The sequence below is a fragment of the Candidatus Dependentiae bacterium genome (assembly GCA_003511165.1).
Lineage (GTDB): Bacteria > Babelota > Babeliae > Babelales > UBA12411 > UBA12411.
In genome coordinates, this window is the sequence record DOJW01000007.1 from 144,679 (window position 1) to 166,268 (window position 21,590).

Consider the following 21,590-nt stretch of genomic DNA (forward strand, 5'->3'; position numbering starts at 1 on the left):
ACGCCCCCCTACAAAAAGCCTAAAAACGCGCTTTTTTGTCAAAAAGTGGGAAAATTTAAATTATTTGATGGCTATTTGCGATTTAAAAATGGGGTCATAAAGAGATGAGGTATGCAAACTGCAAATAAGGAATTGGTTATCCCTTAAATTTATTTATCTCTATTTTTTTAATTAAATTCTTCATTCTTTTCTTTACTGTTTTTTGTTTATTTCTGGCTGCTCCCGCAGAGGGGCAAGGAGATTTTGTCGCAAAAACCTCCTTGCATCCTCCGTGCGCCAAAAAAGCACTTTTGGATTTCCCACAACGCTAAACTATCTGGATGCAACTACGTTGCACTGCGATAGTAGCGTTGCAATAAGGAACCACAATTTTGATTTCTGTCTTCGTGGAAATAGCGTCCGGAAAGGATCTTCGTTTTTTTTCGTCATTCCCATAAAGACGTTTTTCTAAATTTTTCAACAATTCAAATTTAGAAAAATAAAGGAAAATACATATTATACCGCTTGTACCCGTTCGACTGCGCCATAAAAAGACTTCGCTCAGGGCAAACGGATTTTTTATATCTGATTTCATAAGAGGCCTATTATATATTGTAGATCCTTATTTGCAAGGCTACTGTCGCAGCACAATGAAATTGTGGCAAGACAGTTTAGCGTTGCGTTAAAGGAAATCCAAAAGTCTCTTTTGGCGCATAGGAGAGTACAGAGAGGATTTTGCGCATAATCCTCTCTGTCACCTTGCGTGGAGCAAACCAAAGATAAAAATAAATTAAAAGACAACCTATAGAAGAATTAAACAATATAAATATGAATTAAATGAAAATAGTAAGATAGAAGAAGAATAATAAATATGTTAAAATCTGCTTTTATCTTACCCCAATTTTCCTGGAGCTTTTATGAAAATATCCAAAATATTTCTTTTACCACTTTGTCTTTTCATAACCCTTTGCAGTGAAGACAATTTTATTGTTAAGCAAGATGTTACCGCCAAAAATAAAAACGCTTCCAAAAATGAGCTCAAAGAAGATATCGGTTCAACTATGAAAGCAACAGTTGATGAATGCGCATTTATATCTGCAACGATTGGTGAAATTTTAGAAAAAATTGGAAGTGATGTGGAAAAAAATGTAAATGATAAAAATCTAAATTTAATAGAAGCTAAAAAGCTGTTAACGCAAATGGCGCAAATTAACAAAACGGTTGGACAACCGCTCAAAGAAATTGGCATTCTGCAGCAAAAATATTCTGATAAAATTGAAAAATTAATTGATAACAAAAAACCATTTAAAAGCGCAGGTCATGGTACATTGAAAAGTGCATTAAATGATTCTTCCAATTTACTTTCAAATTTAAAAATAAAAAGTAAAAATTTAAATAAGCTCAAACTTAATTTGTTTGCAGAAAAAGTTGATTGCGGAAAAAAAATATTGCAATTAACGGAGGAAGTCTCTATAAATTTTAGAACACAATTGCAGGATATCGAAACACTTAGATTGCAATTTTGCAAAAACGATTGTTTAAAATAAAGGTTAGTGAAAATGAAAAAAGTTTTTATTTCCACAGGCGAACTTTCAGGTGATAAAATTGCAAGCTGGCTTGTCAAAAAATTAAAATCTGAAAATACAGAAATTAGTTTCGAAGCTATCGGCGGTAAATTTTTAGAAAGCGAAAACATAAAGCTTTACGACCGTATAGAAAATTTTAGCTTTGTTGGCATTTTAGAAATTGTTCGACATTTACCTTTCATATTTAAACATCTCAAAAAAGTTGTTAATTATATTTTGAAAGAAAATTTTGACGAAGTTATTCTGGTCGACTTTCCGGGCTTTAACCTCTTACTTGCAAAACACTTAAAAAGCAAAAAGCCATATTTAAAAATAACATATTTTTCACCTCCACAGCTTTGGGTTTGGGGAGAATGGAGAGCGCGCTCAATTCAGAAAAATTGCGATGAGGTGATAGTAATCTATCCTTTTGAAATTGATTGGTACAAAAAGCATGGCGTCGAAGCTAAATGGTTTGGATATCCATTTTATGAAGAGCTATCACCATACTTTGAAATGAGCAAAGAAAAGAAAAATCAGATTGCACTTTTAGCAGGTTCTCGCGCATCCGAAATTAAAAGCTTGATTCCAATTTTTTGCGAAATTGTACTGCGTTTCAAATCAATTTACAGTGATGTCTCATTTATTTTGCCGCTTGCAGAATCTATCCCACTCGAATTGGTTGATTCAGTTTTTAAAGAAGCAAAATTTGAAAACTGGCGAAATTATATTCGGCCAATATTTGATGAAAAAGAAAAATTAGAAGAATTAAGTAAATCTGCAGTTGCTATCTCAAAACCAGGTACAGTCACCCTACAACTCGCACTACTTTCTATCCCAACTATCATAATTTATAAAGTTTCGTGGATTACTTACTGCCTTGGTAACATGGCAGTATCAGTACGTTACATGGGTCTTCCAAATTTATTTTTAAAAGAAGAAATTTTCCCAGAACTGCTTCAAGAAAAATGTAGTAGCGATTTTATTTTCAAAGCTACATTTAATTTGTACGAAACATTTTTACTCAAAAATAAAAGCTATCTTCAGACCAAAGAGAAGCTCGATTCACTTCGAAATGTTTTAAAAAAATAAACAAAATTTAGAAAAATCATTTAACTGTATAAATAAAAAGGGGCTAAAAATTTAGCCCCTTTTTATTTATTAATCTCCAACTCAACTAAATTAGCGTTTACTTAATTCTAAACCAAGCTGCAAGTCTAACTTTAAAATGACTGATTTCTGGAAGTAAATCCCAAGAATGTTCTATATCTCTTAAATCTTTTCCCATCTTTGGGCCAATGGTTCTACAATCACTCATTCTTTTAGGTTTATCGGAAGATTTTAATAAGCCACCCTTAGTTGGAACTTCTGAATCATCCTCATCTCCATTTGATCCAAAATAATTTTTACCGCCAATCAATACAGCTGCTATTACAATAACTGCTAAACCAATTCCCCCAAGCACTGCATAATTTGTATACCAACTTTGATTTGCAAAAAATTGATTCAAAAACAATACCAAACCACTGTCTTCATTATTATTTAAATATTCAATTATTTGATCGCAAACAACAACCATCACAGAAGAAAACTCACGAATTGTTGTAAGCAAATCAACCACGTCTTTGTCAAAAGAATCTTTTTTGGAAATAAACATTTCAATCGCGTGCTGATAACTTATAAAATCTTTTCGCCAAAGTTGGAAAAATAAACGCATTTTTTCATATTCATTTTCAACATTAATCGAATCAAAAGCGGTACGCAAATATCTAAAATCAAACAAGCGATCTAAATTATTTTTTAATTCTCGTACTCGCATATCTTGTTCAAGCAAGGCAGCAATGCGAGGATTGTTAAACTCTTTTTGCAGCATATCTCTGATTTTTAAAAGCTTATTTTTTTCTTGCAAAAATATTGCATAATTAGATTTGTTTTTCGCTACACTTTTTGCATCCTGCGGCATTTGACTTGCATATTCATCGGTTTTTACAAACACACTCTGCAATGTTTTATCAAAATTTTGATAATCTGATTTTGCATTAACGACACAATAAATTAAGAGACACGCAACACTGAGCGATTTTTTGATATTCATAAAACAAACTCCTTCTACACTAATCTAAATATTGATCTACCATTTAGGCATCCTCGCATATGCGGGGATCCATTCTTTTATGCTTGCACGATTATACAAATCAAAAAAAAATCAAACAACAAATGTTATAAAAATTTTGCAATAAAAAAGGCGAGGAAAAATTTCCTCGCCCTTAAAACTTAAAATATTTTTTTAAATTTTATGTTTGATTTTACCAGGAAGAACCACTTTTATGTAACGCATCGGAAGAAGCTTCACCACCGTTTTTTGGTCCACTTTCAACAGCTGAAGCTGAACTAACACCTTCGACTCTGGTTGCAGGCAACTCTGGTGATTTAGCTAAAGGAACTGTATTTCCTGAATGCTTTTCGACTTCTTCTTTCTTAGCGGCTTCTAAAGCTGCTGCTTTTTTATATGCAAATCTATTATAAATTGCTTTGCCACCAAAACCTAAAGCTGCAACTCCGGCTGTACCGAGTACTGCGTAGCAAGCTCTTCTATGTTCATTCCACAAATATGACATGAAATCTTCTGCTTCGATACCAAATGTTTTTGCAGCTTCAACGGGGTGACTTACTACCCATCTTTCAAGCTCTGCATTTTGACAAATTAAAACAGCTGCTGCTAAAACAGCAAAAGCTTCTGTACCATAGACTGTAAACTTTGCAAGTTTTGGATTCTTTGATAAATCAGCATAAGAAAATTGTGCTTTTAACATAGCTTCAATTCTTGATTTTTCAGCAGTTAAACTTTCATGACCCAATGCTTCAATAATTTCTGCATTAAAGCCTTTTACGGTTGCATTTTCATCGCTAGCATTAATTCTAGCATTTGCTCGTGTATAATCTTCAGCTGTTGCCGATCTCAATGGATTGCCGATTTCTGGTAAATTTGCTCTAACAGTATCCAATATTTTTGCATTTACCGTTGCTAAAACCAAACAACCCGCAAGCAATGTGAATATCTTTTTGTTCATCATATCTATATTTCCTTTATTTTATTGTTATAAAAAATACTCTCGCTACAAAAAAATTTAACTTTTAAATTTTTGCAGCAAAATCTTTATACCAATGTTTATATAATTCATCAAGGAAAAAGTAGAAAAAATTATTATGAAAACAAAAAACAAAAAAAATGTTTTTATTGGAATCCATGAAAAGAAAAAGCAGCTCATATACCAGAAGATAAATATAATTTGAAAAAATGTTGTTAATTTTCCCCAAATGGTAGGATTAATTTTTAAATCGTGAGAAACAAATGCAACCAAAAGCGCACCGATAACAATAATCAATTCACGCACAAGCAAAAATATTAAAAACCAAAAGGGAATAACAAGTTGCGACATATTTGCAACTATCAAAGATGCGAATGTGGTAAGAAGTAAAATTTTATCCGCTACAGGATCGAGCAAAGTTCCAAGCGATGTCCGCTGCTTGAACAACCGAGCCGCAAAACCATCCAGCATATCTGTAAGGGCCGCGATAAAAAATAAAATCAGAGCAAGTTGCCAATTGTTTCGAATTATGTAAAAAGAGATAAACGGAGCAAGTACAATCCGCAAAACTGTAAGCAAGTTGGAAACGGTAATTATTTTCTTTGAATCAATAGACATCTTGATAACCTAAACTTTGCAATCCATAACCTTGAAAATATAATTCATTTTATTTATCATTACAAAAGCGTAAAAAATTTACAGCTTTATTTTTTTAATATTTTTAATTTCAGGGAAAATAATGTTTAAAAGGCCTAGTTCTTCAGTTTTTCTTTTTTTATTAATTTTCACTTCAAATTATCTAAGTGCTGATTTCCCATTTCAAGTAAAAAAAACAACCCCTAGTAAACTGCTTTATATAAATGCAGAAACAGAAAAACTTTTAAAAGAATATGCCGCACAAGAATATATAAATCAAAAAATTGAAATAAAAACCATCGACGGCTTAACAAGAAACGGGGAGCTAAGCTTATGTCGCGATGCAAAAGCGTTGGTGGTTCTATGTCACTACGCAGCAGGCGATAAACATGACATGGAAATGTATAGAAAATCAATTTTTTCACGCTGCACCACAATCAGTTTCGACTTCCGTCGTTTCGGTGAATGCCATAGACATCAATGTACAACATTTGGTCGAGATGAAGCATATGAAGTTGAAGCAGCTGTAAATTTATTAAAAACCGACCCACGTACCAAAAAGTTATTCAAGAAATTACCTATCTATGGTTTTGGAATATCAATGGGAGCGGTAGCGCTAATCGAAGCAGAAAGCAAATATCAATTATTTGACGGATTAATTTTACAATCATCTTATGACACTCTCAAAGACCAAGTAAAACGCATGTACCCAATTTTCGACGGCCCACCACTTTGCGCATTTATTTTCCGTCAACCATTCCGAGGCCTTGCATACTACAAATATCGAATTAAAGTACGAAAAGTAAAACCTGCTGAATCTATTAAAAAAATTAAAACCCCAATATTTTTGATCCATGCATTAAATGATAATTTTATTTCCATCGAAGCATTCTATAAGCTTCAACAAAACGGAAAAAGCATAATCATGACCTGGAATCCTGAAAAAGGAGAACACACAAAAATTTTGGAAACATACCCAGCTCTCTACTCACAAAAATGTGAAGAATTTTTTCAAGCTGTAAAAGAACGCAAATTGGCATTAAATAAAAATTGTTCACAAAAACTTTCTTCATAAACAAAATTTCGCTAGAGTATGCATAAACGAATTTATATAAGGAGATTTTATGAAGAAACTTTTTAGAATTTTATTTTTTACCCTTTTAACTATCGCAAATTTAAAAGCAGCAGATTTACCAGTATTTTATCGAGCACAACATTTCCAAGGCAATTTCCCCAAAAACGCTACCGAATGGGCAACATCTCCACAAATAAGGTATAGCACAGGAAATTCACGCAAGGGTTATGATGCATCTTGTCACACAACAAATGTTTTAAACATTTATGGATTAATTAATGTAAACAAACTTGCATACAACATGGAAAATTTAACAAGTAAACCAATAACAAATCAATGGTTAAACCAAAATACCGGAACAATTCCAAATTATTTTTTTGGCGGTGATAACGGCAAAATAGAATTAAATGGAAAATTGAAAGTAGATGAATTTGAATTTGATATCCAGCAATATTTAACTTCTGGATTTTTTGCACGATTTTATATGCCGCTTCGACATGTCAAAATAAATCAGATTAGTTACACCGACAAAACATCAACCACTACAGCACACTATACCGATTTTGAAAGTTTTTTAACAAACAATTTCAATACCGTTTTAAACGAAAATGGATTACATAACCTGACATCACCTTATAATAAAACATCTGCTGGCGATCTAAATCTTTCTTTGGGATGGCAAGGCAAAGCTAAAATGCACGAATACATCCAAGAAATAAGTGGTTATGCCGAGCTTGGAGTAACAATCCCTACAGCATCAAAAACTCCACTTGATCAAGTAGTTTATGTCGCAAACTCTTATGATGGATTTTATAGCGTCAATGCACGTGGTGTATTTGAAATAACAGTTTGCAACTGGTTAAATGGCGGACTTTATGGAAATTTTTTAACATTTTTCAATCAAAGCAGGACCATTCGAATGGCCACAGATAAAACACAATCAGGTCTTGTAATTTTGGAAAAAGGTCACACACAATTGAATGCCGGAAATATTTGGAATCTTGCAGCATATTTGAAACTCAATCCATTTTTTAAACAAGTTTTAATAAACGTTGGCTACTCTTTCACAAGACAAGAACCAACACATCTAGATGTCCGCGATAGTACATTCTTAAGCACTTATATAGCTGCACAACAAGCAGACGCTTCTGTAATTTACAAAGAAACAAAGGACGACGTAGTAAATAGTAATGTACGTTTGAAAGATTGGTCCCAACATGTTTTGCACTTTCAAATCGGATACGATGCAACAGCAATAAACAATTATAAATATTCACCAACTATCTATTTATCATATGATTGTCCAATTTACGGCAAAAGATCATACAAAACAGATATGCTTGGTGGCAATATAGGATTAACAATTAAATGGAACTTTTAAAAAACAAAAAAATATTAAGTCTTTTACTTTTAACAATCGGATTAAACAATATTAATGCAATGTTTCATCATGAACCAGAAGCTCCACAGCAAAGAAAAAAAGCTCGCGAATATTCCCCTAGTCCATTGAGCCAAACAGAACTTACAGAACTTAATGCGATATTTCATCATGAACCACAAGCTGCCACGATCGAATCGCCGCAACAAAGAAAAAAGGCTCTAAAATATGCTCCTAGCCCATTAAGTCAAACCGCGCTTGCTGAATCACAATCTGAACCGGATTTAAGAGCTAGAAATTTTGAAGAAGTTCAACGTCTCATGCAACAATGCAGACCTGCAAGTTGCCCTCTTACCGACAAAATTTTATTTCATAAATCCGAAGAAGAAATGGAACAAATAAGACAAATAAGAAGATTCGAATCATTTAAACAACAAATCGAATCAAATACTATCATCAATCAAAAACTTCGTTCGAAGGCATCAAACATATGTCTTTTTATAAAAATAAATCAATTCCGTATGAATATGTTAAATTCATTTACCACAGATGAACTCCTATGGATGCTCAGCGATTACAAATGTCAAACTGATGGCAATTCTATCTTACATTTATTAATAAACTATAATTACTCACAAGAAATAATTGAACAAGTTTTAAATAAAATACAAAATAATTACGTTTTAGAATTAATACTAACAAATAAAAATAATGAACAAATAAATATTTTAATAGCGGCAATTAATAAAAATAAAGTTGAAATATTTAGAGTGTTTTTTAATACATTAAAAAGATCGCATCTAATTAATGAAGCAACAATTTTAGAAAAACTCATCGCTATCGCAAAAAATAATGATAATCCTTATATCAATCAAATTTTAGGAATAGAGAAAGAGGAAAATGATGGTCTAGACCCCTGGGAAAAGGGGCTTTTTGCTTAAGGTATATTGCAAAGATGGAATTAATTATTCCTTCTTTGCAATTCTATAACAATCGCAGAACAGTTGTCTTCGGAAAAATGTAAAGCTTTTTCCACTAAATCTTTTGCTAAATTTTCTCCATGTGTTCTTATGTTTTCAGTCAAAAGACGTCCTATGCCACGATTGCTATATTCCCATTCAAATTGTTGTTCATCTTTAAAACAGGAAGGTGGTCCTGCAATTCCTTCCCAAACACCATCACAAACTAAAACAATAAAGGTATCATCCGATTTTAGCTTTATTTTAGTTATGTCTGGTATTGGAGAAATTATGTTTAGGCCATCTGGTTTAAACATAAAATCGCCAATAGTCCTAGTCATTGCAATGTTGGGAGCGGCGCCCGCATACTGTACGTAACCATTACAAATTTCTGCTCCTTGCGTTAAAACTCTATCTCTTTCTTCTTTAACATAAGGTCTATGATCTGTTGTCGCAAATCTGCAATACTAACTAAAACACCCCTACTGTCTCCTAGGTTTATAAAATAAGCAGTGTTATTTTGCTTATCAATATAAACGCATGTTGCGCATGAACCCTGTTTAATAGCTTCTTCTCTATTTTTCAATGCTGACTCAACAGTTGCAAAACTTAGAGAAAAAACTTCCCTGTTTAACCAATATTTATCAATTATTTCGAAAATACATGCTTGCAAGTTACCTTGCAAGCATTCAGATACAAAACTTCCTCCATGTCCGTCATAAATTCCAGCAAAAATTCTTTTTTCATCTTCAAAAATATTAAATCTATCTTCCATAGCAGGGCGCTCATTTTGTACATGATGTTCGTAAATCTTAAATCTAAAAAAATTGTTTGGTAACCTAGGCGTTGTAGCTGCCTGAGGTTTTGGTAATATAGGTTGTTGCTGCAATTCTTCTACATAATGTGATACATCAAAAGGTTTTTCAGCGGGCTTTTCATTCATAGGCTCGCCCAAACCTTTTGAAGCCCCGCATCCGGCAAAAACATTGTTGTAAAAAATAAACAGAAAAATTGGTAAAATTTTTATAATTTTCATTTGACCTTCTTTTTTGATTTTTATTTTTGTTAAAACTTTTTATTACAAGTTAATTTTTTTAAAATAACTTAAATTTTCTAAAATTCAATATTCCTTTTTCAAAACCCTTAGCCATCTTAGTCAACTCCTTGCATCTTTACTTTCGTTCGTACCCATTCGACTACGCCATAAAATGGCTCCGCTCAGGGCAAACGAAAATTTAAAATATGATTCGATGATAATAACCACTGTAAGATTATAAAATAAAGTTTAATGTAGATTCGAAAGAGGTTTAATATTCCAGTGAAAGCCACCCCGGCTTAAAAGCCGGGGCTTCTAACTCATGAAAACTATTTTTGATTTTGAACATATTTTTTTATCACTTCTTCATCACAACTTCCAACCGTCTCGGCAAAATATCCATCCGACCAAAGACTATCTCCCCAAAGAAATTCTTCTAACTCAGGAAACTCTTCTCTTATCTTTTTACTACTTCCACCCTTAAACAATTGTATTGCTCTTGCAACACTAGTTTTTGTGTCTAATTGCACAATTGCATGTATATGATCAATCTGCACGTTAATTTCTTGTACTTGCCAGTTATTAACTTCTGCGCATTGAATTAATAGTTCCTTAATTCTATCCGCAAGCATCCCCTTTAAAATTCTTTTTCTATATTTTGGTATCCATATTATATGGTACATAAGCCTGTGTTTTGTATGTGAACCTAACCAATACTTTTTCATATTTAGGAGTATGCCATCTTTATTGGCGACTCGCAAAATCTCCGATTTTTGCTGCCTCGCCAAGTGGACTCGCATTCATCCCCAGGTTTAAAACCCTGGGGTTTTCTGCTCGATTAAATAAAAAAGGAGTGCTCAAAACACACTCCTTAAAATTTTATGAACCCTTAACACTACCTATCGGCACAGATGATAAAAAGTATTTAAGATCTTTATCACCGAATCGAATACCAGCGCCAAGGAATGGACTTGCACTATTCTTACTTATCACATCATCTACACCGAATGCTGTATATAGATGCTTCATAAAGTAGAATCTGTTCAACCATTTTATATGTGGGCGATTATCATTCATTCGATTTACACCTTTAAAGTCGAACGCTTCTAAAGAAGAAATCCAATGTAATTTATCTGTATTAAGAGGAACATAATAATCTACTCCAGCACCAAATGTACTTTCAAACAAACCAATTCTGAAAGCTAAACGATTGAAACGTTTACCAAATTGCAAACCAAACAAAATATCATTTTTAGTTTGCGTTGTAACTTGCATCGAATCAGGACGTTTATAAAGATCGCTAACGGTTGGTGCATTTAAAATATTTCCATTTCTGTCATAACGAACTGTGTCTATAACTTGTCGTTTTACAGACCCTTTATCAGCACCAATTATCTGCAAGTTATAAAAATAATCTTCTTCTGGGCGGAATCGCAATTCAAAATATGCTTTGTTTTTCCAATCTTTGAACATCGTCTCTGAGTGCATATCAACCAAAATATCTAAAGAATGCATTTTGGATGTATAATCGCGAAGACCTTTCATAGTCTTTTTGAAATCATTATAAGTTTCATCTTCATTTATAATTTTACCAACCAAACCTTTTCCAGTGTTAATCTTCTCAGCAACTTGTCCAAACTCTTTGAAACTTTCTCGCGCCTGCACCGCTGTATCATCAAGAGTTTCAAATGTTTCACCAACACGCTTTGAAGCATTGCCAAAATTTTCCATTCCACTAGAAATTGAAGGTAAAACATTTGTGCGAAGTTGTGATGCGGAATCTCTCAAATCTGAAGTAATTGATGGGCCATCTTGACGCAAATTTTGGGCAAACACTTTGAAATCTTCTAGCATGCCATTCATGTTTTGTTCATTCTTAGTTAAAACACGTTCAAGCACACCAGAAAAATTTGAAATAGTATCCGATGCTTTTGCAAAACCTTTAAGAACATCTTTAAGATTTTGTGCACCTTCATTTGATGCAAATACATCTTTGAATACAGAAACTACACTTTTTAGATTTGAAGCAATGTCATTGAATTTATTTAAAAGATCGCTAACACTCGCAGGAGCTTGTGATGGTAAACTTAATGCACTTCCTGGGATCAAATAACCAGTAGAAGAATCTCCCGGATCAATTTCCAAAAATTTGTTACCAAGCAAACTTTCTTGACGAACTAAAGCAACTGCATTTTTAGCAAGTTTATTTTTTTTATTAACCAAAAATACAACCATTGCTCTACCGGCATCTTGTAATTTGATATCGACAACTTTTCCAACATCAACTCCAGCAATTTTCACCGGATCTTTGATTTCAAGACCGGCTGTATCAGAAAAATAAGCTTTGTATGAATGAAAATTATCACGATCTACTCGAAACGAACCTATTGTAAAACTTAAATAAAAAAATATTCCGATCGCACCGAGTATAAATAGACCAACGAGAGTTTCTGTTTTCACCGATAGCTCCAGTTTTCAAAAACTTTTATAACCAAATAACTTTTATAACTTTAAAATATTGCGCAAGGTTTTCTTGTTCTTCCTTGTGACTACCGCTTCCTTTATTTGTAGAGCTTGTTTTTGGATTTTGTTTAACCAAAACGGCTAACAATTTTTGCTCTACATTTCCAATTTTTCCACATGATATCACAGTATACACAGATGGTGCAAATTGTTGAGATAATAATTTACCAAGCACTTGGAATGCTGCCGGTTTTTTCTCATAAATAGGGATTAAAGCACCCCAATTAACATCCCAATTCGAACCAAGATCTAACTTAAATTTATCAATTGCTTTTACAAAATTTTCCTTCATCACACTCGCATCATTTGGCTTTGGTAATCTTACACCAAACAAAACATCGAGCGAATGTGAAAACAACCAAGGCTCAACTTTTTCACTTTCAGAATAAACTGTAAAAAAATCTTGCAAATAAATAGTCGAATCTTCTTTACCACTTGCTGTTTTTTCAACTCGCTGAAGCGGTGAATACATCAAATTGATACTTTTCAAAGAATCTATCTCAAGCAATTCTGATAAATCTTCAATAGGTTTATTTTTTCGTTTAAAAAAATCTGTTAAATCTTTTAATATTTTTTCACCTTTGATGTTACTTCCTACAGTCATCAATTTGATAATATTTGCCATGTCTGGTTTAAATTCTTTTTTTTGAAAATCAAACCATTTGTTTAAATTAATTTTTCCATCTTCAGAGAAAATACAAACTTTTATTTCCCCATCTACACCGTCTTCTTTTTCAGTCAATTTAAAAATTTGCCAGCGATTTAAAACTGGCAATATTTTTTTCAATAAATTTTTGGCTTGTTTTTGCTCTTTGCTATCTTTATTTTGTTGCTCTTGTTCATTTTTTTCATTTATAGGCAAATAAGCTTCTCCAAGCTCTGCTCGTGCCATAGTAATACCACTCAAAGCAAGCAATTTAGCATTTTCTTGCAGATAAACAGTTTTCGTAAAAAAAAGATAAACATTTGTCTGCTGTGTAAGTTTTGAAACAACAAATGACAAAAACGAAAGTACAAGTAAAACAAAAATCAAAATATAAGAAGAACTTTTTTTCATTTTCATAAAAATCTTTTTTTAAGTAACCGGCGATTGGTTTGGTTGATTTACACTTTGCTGCGGAGCTTGTCCACCTTGCTGGCTTACATTCTGTTTTTCGCCCTGATCTTGTCGTACGCGCTTTGGCTGTTGCTGCGTAACTTTTTTATTAAAAAAATTTATAAGCCCATCAAAAACAAACTCTTTATTTTTATTTTCACTCCAAAAAACAATATGATATTTTAAAAAATCTGGAATCTGATCTTTTGTTTTTTCGCCACCATCCCATTCAAACGACTTATAAATTTCTTTTTTAGATTTTCCAGTTTTTTGATCCTGCTTTTTAAGTTTTTTAAAAAATTGCAAAGAAATTTCTTTTATATTTTTCGCAACCAAATCGCTGTAAATAAAATCTTTTGATGATTTTCTTGTGATCGAATCTGCTTCTTTCAGCAAAACATTATCTAATTTTTTAGTTTCGCGACGAATAAGGTCGTAACTATGCTTTTCTCGGTCCCCTGCTGTTTTATTTAACTTGAGCTCATAGCCTACTCGTACAAGATAAAATTTGTTTTCTTCTATATTTTGCAATGGGGATGTTGAAACAAAAGATGCAGTTTTAAAAAGTTTTCCTTTAGCTTTTCGCAAACTATTCAAAGTATCATCTTCCTGCGTTTGCGCTTGAAAAAATTTGTTAGGCGCTTCTTTACGATCTAAAGTAACTTTTTCCTCTTTTGTTGATGTCGAAGTAGTATCAAAAGAAAAAATTGTAACGGATGAGAAATCTCGTTCCATTTGATTTATAAGTAAAAAAGCCTGCTCATTAATTTTTATATTTTCATCGCCGATGGCAACAAAACGAAAAGAACTTCGCATCGACATTATAATAAAGCTCATAAATGTTGCCGCAACACTCATGGCTATCAAAATTTCAAGCAAAGAAAATCCATAACTTTTTCGCATAACTCTTCTTTTACTTTTTAAAATCTAAAGCTTTTAATTTAAAAGTGCTTTCATTAGATCTGCCTTTTAAAAAACTTTTCCAGCTACCTTCACAAGTTGCCCAGTCCAAATGTTTTGAAAAATCTTTTAGAGAAGATCTACCATTAATACCTTCTGATGAAAGATTTATTACAAGTTCGGGCTTTTCAAATTTTTTCTTAAAGCTGCTTTTTTTCCAAACCGCTTCGTCCAAATCTTCTTGCAAATGAAATATTTTTTTATACAAATATTCTTTTACCAAAAATACTCTGCTGGCCTCTTCTCGTCTTTTAAAAATAAAATTTAAAGACTGTTTTTGAGAATAAAAAATGATAAATGAAATGGAAGCAAAAAGCCCCATCGCGACAATCACTTCCAAAAAGGTAAAAGCTGCTTTTTTTGCAATTTTCATTCTCTTACCCATCCATCCAAAAGTTCAAAATAACCTAAAAAAGATTGCGCTTGGAGTGTCACTTTAGCTTCAGTTCCACCCTCACTTGCAATCGCAAGCTGCACAAAGATGGACGGTAAGATTCCATTTTTGGAAAAATCTACAAACACAGAGCCGCGTCGATCTTCATCCATTCTTTTACCATCTTTGTAAACAGATCGTGTCGTAATATTTTGTGGGAAATCATATTTTGTTTTCAAATAAGAAGACACAAACTCTTCTCGTTTTCCCTTGCCTGCAGAATCTGTAACAAGCTTAAAAATAGCAATTCCGTCTCTTTTTATTTCGATAGAAAATTTAGTATCAGAAATAAAAGCGTTTTGTTTTGTTAGAAAAACTATATTGTTTATTTTTTTAACAACTGTCTGAATATTATCTTCAGCTTTTTTAAATTTGAAAAACCGAGTTGCTATGGACATTAAAAAAATCATAATGCCCATAGCAACAACAACTTCAATTAAAGTAAATGCACTGCGATTTACTTTATTCACAAGTTTAATCTCCTAGAACTATTTCTCCGCCACCTTGTGGATCGCCTTGAGAAATTAATTCATAAATTTTAAATTCTTTATGTTGAATCTCTTGTCCTGCATGATATTCGATAGGATTACCCCACGCATCATTTATAAATTTTTCGCTATCTAAATAAGTAGTTCCTTGACGTGGAACAAGCAAAATAGCAAGACCTTCTCTTGTTGTTGGATATTTGTTTGTATCGCTAGAATATAAAAGCAAAGCATTTTTAATAACACCCATTATCTGTATTGTCTCTTTAACACTAGCTTGTTTTTTAAATTTTTTAACGATTGTAAATACCGTTGCCATCAACGCAACGGCTAAACTTAACGCAATAACAATTTCAATCAGCGTAAACGCTTCGCTTTTTCTTGATAAATTCATAAGACTCCTCTATTTAAATTAACCCATTTTTTCGAATGCACTTCCTATATCTTTCATAGGAAGGAACATCGCTAACACTATAAAAAAAATCAATCCTCCAACAATCAAAATCATTAAAGGATTTATTTTGGCAATTAAACTGTCAATTAGTTCAAAAAGATCTCTTTCGTAATCATTTCCAACCGATGTTAACATTTCAGCCAATTTTCCAGACTGCTCTCCAGTACTTACCATATAACTTACGATCGGAGGGAAGATTTGTGTTTCACCAAGATATTTCGAAATTTTTCCTTCCTTTATAATTTTGTCTCTCGCATTTTTCAAAGTTCTGGTCAAAACAGTATTATCGACAAGATTGCAAACGATATCAAGAGACTCTGCCAAATTCACTCCGCTCTCAAGAAGCATCCCAAAAGTTTTTGTAAAATCTACAACAACTTTGGCTTTGGTAAAATATGAAAATATTGGAAGTTGCAATTTTAATTTATCAAATGAATGACGACCGTTTGGAGTTGATTTCCAATATTTAAACAAAATAAAACCACCGATTGAAAATACAACAATCCAAAATAAATAAGCGGAAAAAAAATCTGATATACCCAAAACAAAACGTGTTGGCCAAGGAAGTTCTATACCGCTTTCTTTAAAAACTTCTACGATTTTGGGAACCGCAAATGTGATAAGTAAAGATACGATAACTACAGATATTCCAATCATCATCACAGGATAAGACATAGCTTTTTTCACGCGGCGTCGAATTTCATCCATTCGTTCCAGATAAACAGCTAAATTTTTCAAAACCGCTTCTAGATTTCCACTCGCTTCACCAGCGCGAACAAGTTGTACATAAACATTAGAAAAAACTTTTGGATAACGTTCAAGAGAAGTTGCAAAAGATTTTCCACTTTTCAAATCATCTTTTACTTCTATCAAAATCCTACGCAACTTTCCTTCAAATTGTTCCGCCAAAAGTTCTACCCCTTGCAGCAAAGGTACACCTGCTTTCAAAAGAACTGCTAACTGCTTGGTAAGTAAAATTATACTTTTTTGATCGACCGATCTTTCAAACAAATCTTTTATCGAAAATCCACCGGCTGCATCAAGGGCCGCAATTTCATTCATTTTTATCGGCATAAAACCTTGACTTCGGATAATTTCTTTTGCGGTTTGGATGGTAGAGGCTTCTATCGTTCCGCTAACCTTTTTCCCCAATTTATTAAAGGCGTCATATTTAAAAAGAGGCACAATTAAACTCCTTTACCTTAATTTATTTTTCTCACTCTTGAAAAAATATTTAAGACCATGATATCATCCAAAGCGTAAAACTTTGTTTAAAAATGCAAAACAATTTAATATTTAGCACTTTAACAAAAAGGGACAAGGAATGAAAATAAAAAATATAGTTATATTGGTAGTAGCTTTGGCAGCAATAATTAACTTTGATAAAAACATTTTTGCAAAATCAAATATCTCCAAAAAAAATTATTTTACTGCGCATCCTTCAGTCAAATACAATGTCAATTTAAATAGCGAATATAAAACACAGCAATTTAACACCGCACTAGAAAAGTATATAAAAGAAGAATACAACAGCAGTGACTATGCAGATTACATTTCACAAAACAGCGGGCACTTTCTCGAGCTTTTAAAAATTATAGACAATTTCAAATTGGGAGACGACTCCATCCCTTATTTTTATACAATATTCAAACTTTTCAACGACAAAATGAAATCATGCGAACTTGTAGATTACGCTGTTGTTCAATCAATTTTAGAAGAGATGCCACAAATTTTAAAACCTTATTTAAAAGCAGAAAACGTTGATGTCAAAACATTAATTGAAAAGCAACTTGATTATCTAATTCAATCCAAAATGCAAACATACCTAAAACCAGTCAAAACACCAGTCAGCAACATAAAAAACTTTTCAAATAATTTAACACGCGAACTATCAACAACTTATCAAAACGAAAAAGATAAGATCGAAAATTTGTTTAAATTGAGAAGTATCGCAGTACGCTTTTTAGAAAATATAATCGGTAAATCAGTCTGGAGCAAAAGCCACTATGAATCAATCTGGCCCGCTTTCACCAAAATCTCATTTTTGATTGATAATCTTTATAAATATGAAATCATTGATGATGAAGACGAAATAGACAGTCTAAAATGGTCGCTCGTTCATTCATTTTGCAAATTTATAGATATTGTCAGCATTGAACTTCCACTAGATTTTTACGAAGAAATCGAAGACGATCTTGTAAATAAAACAATTCCATTTTTAGAGGAAGAAGAACAAGATGCATTCATCAAAACAAAAAAAACAACCATCGGTGAATGCCTGCTAAAAACTAAGAGCCGAACTATTGGATATAAGAAGATGGGAATCATTTCATAAGGAATTTATCATCCCTTATTTATATCCCAATTTTTAAAACTTAATTTATATATTTATTCTTAGTTTATCTTTTAATTTATTCTGCTTTAAGTTTGTTTTTCTTTTTTCTTTAATCAAATTAGCTCCGCTAGGGCCAAGGGTGTTGATTTGAACACCCTTGGATCCCCAAACTAAAGAAGTTTCTTTAGAATCTCTGACGCCTGAAACTCCCGCATCCAGTCTAGCCCGGACTTCGCATAAAGCTATGTCGGGCTAGACTGGACTGCGGTTCTAACAGCCAGGCTAATTTGGAATCTACAAATTTATATTATAGAAATCCAGGAAAATATAATTATTAAATACTGATCCAGCACTACCTGTTTGAGTCGGAGTACAACGTAGTTGTATCCCGGCGAGTTTAGTGCTGTAGAGATTTTAAAGAAACCTCTTTAATGTGTGATTGCAAAGGATGCACACCCATCCTTTGCCGCACAGCGCGTAGCTGCTAAGGATAAAAAAATAGAATAAAAAAGCATAAGAAAAATACCTAAAATACTAATAGGATTTATAAAAACATCCCTTCCATACCTCTTAAAACCAAAAAACAATTAAATTCAAGGTTTTTTAAAACAATTTTTAACGCTAACTATCAAACCTTTAAGTTTTTCAAATTTCGCTTTATCATATTTGGATATAAAAATTAAAAACCAAATCTGTAAGGGAACAATATGTTACCAAACATTTTCAGAGAATATGATATCCGCGGTGTTATAGGGAAATCATTTTTGATAGATGAAGCAGAAAACCTAGCACAATCTATTGTCACATATTTTTTGAGCAAAAATCCAAATATTAATACCGTAACTGTAGCGATGGACGGCAGAATTCATTCACAAGCGATCAAAGAAAAAGTAATCAATTCAATTACGCAAATGGGTATAAATGTCATCGACATCGGACTCTGCCCAACTCCTACATTCTATTTTTCACTTTTCATGCACCCAGAAAGCACAAGCGGTTTAATGATCACGGCATCACACAACCCAAAAGAATATAACGGAATGAAAATCTGTTTTGAAAAACAATCGGTGTTTGGAAAAGAGATCCAAGAAATCAAAAAAATCAGCGAATCTCAAAATTTCTTTGAAAACAAAACAGGCAAAGTTGGCACGGTCGCAAAATACGATGCAACAAATTTGTACATCAAATGGCTCACAGACAACTTCGCACATCTAAAAAATTTACCCATTTCTGCACTTATTGACTGCGGAAATGGAACCGCAGGAGCAATATTGCCTCAATTGATATCTGCAATGGGATGGAAAAATGTAAAAACAATTTACGAAGAAATCGACGGTAATTTTCCAAACCACGAAGCTGATCCAACAACTTATGAAAACATGCACGAAATAATTTTAAAATTAAAAAATAATTCTACTTTTGAACTTGGAATAGGATTCGATGGCGATTGTGATCGAATGTCTCCAATAACCAAAAATGGCAAAATAGTTGAAGGCGACAAATTACTTGCCTTATTTTCAAAACAAATTTTAAAAGACGTTCCAAATGCTACCATCGTTTTCGACATCAAAAGCTCTTGTGGACTTATGGAGCTACTTGAAGAATGGGGCGCAAAACAAATTTTGGCACCATCCGGCCATTCACTAATCAAAAATACAATGATCCAAAATAATGCAATGCTCGCAGGCGAACTTAGTTGCCACTTTTTCTTCAAACATCGCTACTTCGGCTATGATGATGGAATTTATGCAATGATGCGCACATTTGAAATTTTGCTCGAAGAAAATAAAAGCTTAGAAGAACTGCTGCAAATTTTTCCTCAAAAATTTAGCTCTCCAGAATATCGCCTCACTTGCAAAGAAGAAGAAAAACAAGAAATTGTTGAAAAAGTTAAATCTTATTTTTCACAAAAGGTTGATGCCAAACTTATCACAATCGATGGAATCCGTGCACAACTACCATTCGGTTGGGGGCTGGTCAGAGCTTCAAACACCCAACCAGCCATGACATTACGATTTGAGGCAAATAGCTACGAAAACCTAGAAGCAATAAAATATGAATTCAAAATAGCTTTAAATCCATATTTCCAAACTGATTTTTAACCTGCTGTTTAAACTTTGGCTTTTCTTTGTGGCAAAGTATCTTTTACGTTTCTCCAGACTTTTGCTATCTGCTGCAGTAAATCTAAATTAAAAGTTTGTGGATCACGATAAAACAAATTTAAATTACTTGAAACCATCGAATCTATAATTGCAAAATTCAAAGTTTCAAGAAATTCAAAATCGCTAACACCTAAAACATCATTTTGCATTTTGATAATTTGCTCATCAAAAGAAATAACATAACCATGCCCATTGAAACTAATAAAATCTCTTCGATGCGTTTGCACTAAAAGAGCTTTTTGCACCTCTTGCCATACCTCCACAAATGAAAGATATAAATCTTCGCCTTGATATTTAATAGTCTGTTTGATAAACGCATAACGTTTGAACAACCGAAATAAACCAGGAATCTTTAATATATTCTCACAGTTTGCACCAAACCAAAGCAGCATGAGTTGCTGAGAAAAATAGTAAGCTAAAATTTGATGTTTTCCTGGTAAAAATTTTTGAACCTCAGCAAAATCATATTTCTCACCATTCTTACCATAGAACTCACCCTTCTTAAGCTGTTTATATGTTTTCCAAGGTTTAAAATAAAAATCTACAACCTGTTTTGATTTTTTATAAAGATCTTTTCGTTCTTCAAATAGTTTTGCCAGTTGAACTTGAAACAAATTATCTTTTGAGAAATGTGCAGCATTCCAAAGATTAAATCTATCTTTATTACAATATCTTTCTAACTCTTTAAAAATGGGGAAATCCAAATCACTTTTTGCAACTGCTGTATTTGCATTGCTTAGTCCAAGACGTAAAAGCATTAATTTATAAATTCCCAATTCGGATAACGCAAATTGCTTATTTTCTAAATTTTTAAAAATAATTTTCGAAATCCCGGGCGCCGAGCAAGTATCTAAATTTAATAATAAACAACCGCCACCAACATTTTTCATTTTTTCGGCAACTGATAAATCTATAAAAAACGCTGGTGAAACTGGTAAAAATAATGACTTATCCTTTTGTAAAAAAATATTTTTGCGATTTGCATCATAGATATGAGGAAAAACAACTCCCTTTGCTGTCGCATTTTCTAAAAAATCGATTGTTGCTTTAAAAGTCTTTTTATTTGTCACAATATCTTGTATAAATTTTTCCCAAGACTTTGTTTGTTTAGAATACTTTTCAGTCCATTCATTTTTTGTAAGCCATTCAAATCGATTTAAATTACTAAAACCAACATTTCTCATATCTTCAAGTAGTTGTAAATTTAAAATCGGAGCGAAAATGGTCTCATCAGTTGAACACTGAAAAAATAAATATTTTGGATTTTTACCTAAATTACACAATAAATTTGGCGTAAACAACAATAAAAAAAATAAATATTTTTTAAACATTTTATTAAATCTCCCTTTTTATCCCTAATACCCCTAGATTCCCAAAACATCTATATAATTCAATTATAAAGTAAGATGATGTTTACATTGAATA

The 21,590-nt window shown here is 32.6% G+C and carries 22 protein-coding genes; 7 read left to right on the top strand and 15 right to left on the bottom strand.

What is annotated here, in order from left to right:
- Window positions 1–307: 307 nt before the first annotated feature.
- Window positions 308–574: a hypothetical protein gene (locus DEA20_03405; GenBank protein ID HBS48216.1), complete on the bottom strand. Its 267-nt coding sequence runs from the start codon at window positions 572–574 to the stop codon at window positions 308–310.
- 322 nt (window positions 575–896) lie between these two features.
- Here DEA20_03405 and DEA20_03410 point away from each other — a divergent pair, with 322 nt between their 5' ends.
- Both DEA20_03410 and lpxB read left to right on the top strand, forming a co-directional pair.
- On the top strand, window positions 897–1,526 hold the full coding sequence (locus tag DEA20_03410) for a hypothetical protein (GenBank protein HBS48217.1): 630 nt from the start codon (window positions 897–899) through the stop codon (window positions 1,524–1,526).
- Window positions 1,527–1,538: 12 nt separating this feature from the next.
- Window positions 1,539–2,636, top strand: a complete 1,098-nt coding sequence (gene lpxB / locus DEA20_03415; protein HBS48218.1) for a lipid-A-disaccharide synthase — start codon at window positions 1,539–1,541, stop codon at window positions 2,634–2,636.
- A gap of 97 nt (window positions 2,637–2,733) precedes the next feature.
- Here lpxB and DEA20_03420 read toward each other — a convergent pair whose 3' ends face one another.
- The 3 genes from DEA20_03420 to DEA20_03430 form a co-directional block, all read right to left on the bottom strand.
- Window positions 2,734–3,639 (bottom strand): hypothetical protein, encoded by a 906-nt coding sequence (locus tag DEA20_03420; GenBank protein ID HBS48219.1) that lies wholly within the window; start codon window positions 3,637–3,639, stop codon window positions 2,734–2,736.
- 211 nt (window positions 3,640–3,850) lie between these two features.
- Complete coding sequence (locus tag DEA20_03425; GenBank protein ID HBS48220.1) at window positions 3,851–4,618, bottom strand: hypothetical protein; 768 nt, start codon at window positions 4,616–4,618, stop codon at window positions 3,851–3,853.
- A 54-nt stretch (window positions 4,619–4,672) separates the two neighbouring features.
- Window positions 4,673–5,251 carry a hypothetical protein gene (locus DEA20_03430; protein ID HBS48221.1) on the bottom strand — a complete coding sequence of 193 codons (579 nt, stop codon included), beginning with the start codon at window positions 5,249–5,251 and terminating at the stop codon, window positions 4,673–4,675.
- Window positions 5,252–5,372: 121 nt separating this feature from the next.
- Here DEA20_03430 and DEA20_03435 point away from each other — a divergent pair, with 121 nt between their 5' ends.
- The 3 genes from DEA20_03435 to DEA20_03445 are packed head-to-tail and all read left to right on the top strand — an operon-like array spanning window position 5,373 to window position 8,663.
- Window positions 5,373–6,344 (top strand): hypothetical protein, encoded by a 972-nt coding sequence (locus DEA20_03435; GenBank protein HBS48222.1) that lies wholly within the window; start codon window positions 5,373–5,375, stop codon window positions 6,342–6,344.
- Window positions 6,345–6,393: 49 nt separating this feature from the next.
- The gene (locus DEA20_03440; protein HBS48223.1) at window positions 6,394–7,725 is read left to right on the top strand and encodes a hypothetical protein; all 1,332 of its coding nucleotides are present in this window, start codon (window positions 6,394–6,396) and stop codon (window positions 7,723–7,725) included.
- The gene (locus tag DEA20_03445; GenBank protein ID HBS48224.1) at window positions 7,713–8,663 is read left to right on the top strand and encodes a hypothetical protein; all 951 of its coding nucleotides are present in this window, start codon (window positions 7,713–7,715) and stop codon (window positions 8,661–8,663) included. Before DEA20_03440 ends, DEA20_03445 begins: the two co-directional genes overlap by 13 nt.
- 20 nt (window positions 8,664–8,683) lie before the next feature.
- On the opposite strand, the gene DEA20_03450 is transcribed toward DEA20_03445, so the two are convergent.
- The 10 genes from DEA20_03450 to DEA20_03495 form a co-directional block, all read right to left on the bottom strand.
- On the bottom strand, window positions 8,684–9,022 hold the full coding sequence (locus DEA20_03450; protein HBS48225.1) for a hypothetical protein: 339 nt from the start codon (window positions 9,020–9,022) through the stop codon (window positions 8,684–8,686).
- Between the two features lie 62 nt (window positions 9,023–9,084).
- Window positions 9,085–9,717 (bottom strand): hypothetical protein, encoded by a 633-nt coding sequence (locus DEA20_03455; protein ID HBS48226.1) that lies wholly within the window; start codon window positions 9,715–9,717, stop codon window positions 9,085–9,087.
- A 329-nt stretch (window positions 9,718–10,046) separates the two neighbouring features.
- The gene (gene tnpA / locus DEA20_03460; protein HBS48227.1) at window positions 10,047–10,517 is read right to left on the bottom strand and encodes an IS200/IS605 family transposase; all 471 of its coding nucleotides are present in this window, start codon (window positions 10,515–10,517) and stop codon (window positions 10,047–10,049) included.
- 79 nt (window positions 10,518–10,596) lie between these two features.
- Entirely contained in the window at window positions 10,597–12,189 is a 1,593-nt protein-coding gene (locus DEA20_03465; protein HBS48228.1) for a hypothetical protein, read from the bottom strand.
- A 13-nt stretch (window positions 12,190–12,202) separates the two neighbouring features.
- Entirely contained in the window at window positions 12,203–13,303 is a 1,101-nt protein-coding gene (locus DEA20_03470) for a hypothetical protein (protein ID HBS48229.1), read from the bottom strand.
- A 12-nt stretch (window positions 13,304–13,315) separates the two neighbouring features.
- Window positions 13,316–14,239 carry a hypothetical protein gene (locus DEA20_03475; protein ID HBS48230.1) on the bottom strand — a complete coding sequence of 308 codons (924 nt, stop codon included), beginning with the start codon at window positions 14,237–14,239 and terminating at the stop codon, window positions 13,316–13,318.
- Window positions 14,240–14,249: 10 nt separating this feature from the next.
- Entirely contained in the window at window positions 14,250–14,669 is a 420-nt protein-coding gene (locus DEA20_03480; GenBank protein ID HBS48231.1) for a hypothetical protein, read from the bottom strand.
- Complete coding sequence (locus tag DEA20_03485) at window positions 14,666–15,208, bottom strand: hypothetical protein (GenBank protein HBS48232.1); 543 nt, start codon at window positions 15,206–15,208, stop codon at window positions 14,666–14,668. The genes DEA20_03480 and DEA20_03485 overlap by 4 nt, the downstream gene beginning before the upstream one ends.
- The gene (locus tag DEA20_03490; protein HBS48233.1) at window positions 15,204–15,608 is read right to left on the bottom strand and encodes a hypothetical protein; all 405 of its coding nucleotides are present in this window, start codon (window positions 15,606–15,608) and stop codon (window positions 15,204–15,206) included. The genes DEA20_03485 and DEA20_03490 overlap by 5 nt, the downstream gene beginning before the upstream one ends.
- Before the next feature lie 18 nt (window positions 15,609–15,626).
- Window positions 15,627–16,853 carry a hypothetical protein gene (locus DEA20_03495; protein ID HBS48234.1) on the bottom strand — a complete coding sequence of 409 codons (1,227 nt, stop codon included), beginning with the start codon at window positions 16,851–16,853 and terminating at the stop codon, window positions 15,627–15,629.
- Between the two features lie 139 nt (window positions 16,854–16,992).
- On the opposite strand from DEA20_03495, the gene DEA20_03500 reads away from it, so the two are divergent.
- Both DEA20_03500 and DEA20_03505 read left to right on the top strand, forming a co-directional pair.
- Window positions 16,993–18,003 (top strand): hypothetical protein, encoded by a 1,011-nt coding sequence (locus DEA20_03500; protein HBS48235.1) that lies wholly within the window; start codon window positions 16,993–16,995, stop codon window positions 18,001–18,003.
- Between the two features lie 707 nt (window positions 18,004–18,710).
- The gene (locus DEA20_03505) at window positions 18,711–20,105 is read left to right on the top strand and encodes a phosphomannomutase (GenBank protein HBS48236.1); all 1,395 of its coding nucleotides are present in this window, start codon (window positions 18,711–18,713) and stop codon (window positions 20,103–20,105) included.
- An 8-nt stretch (window positions 20,106–20,113) separates the two neighbouring features.
- On the opposite strand, the gene DEA20_03510 is transcribed toward DEA20_03505, so the two are convergent.
- Entirely contained in the window at window positions 20,114–21,496 is a 1,383-nt protein-coding gene (locus DEA20_03510) for a hypothetical protein (GenBank protein HBS48237.1), read from the bottom strand.
- Window positions 21,497–21,590 lie beyond the last annotated feature (94 nt).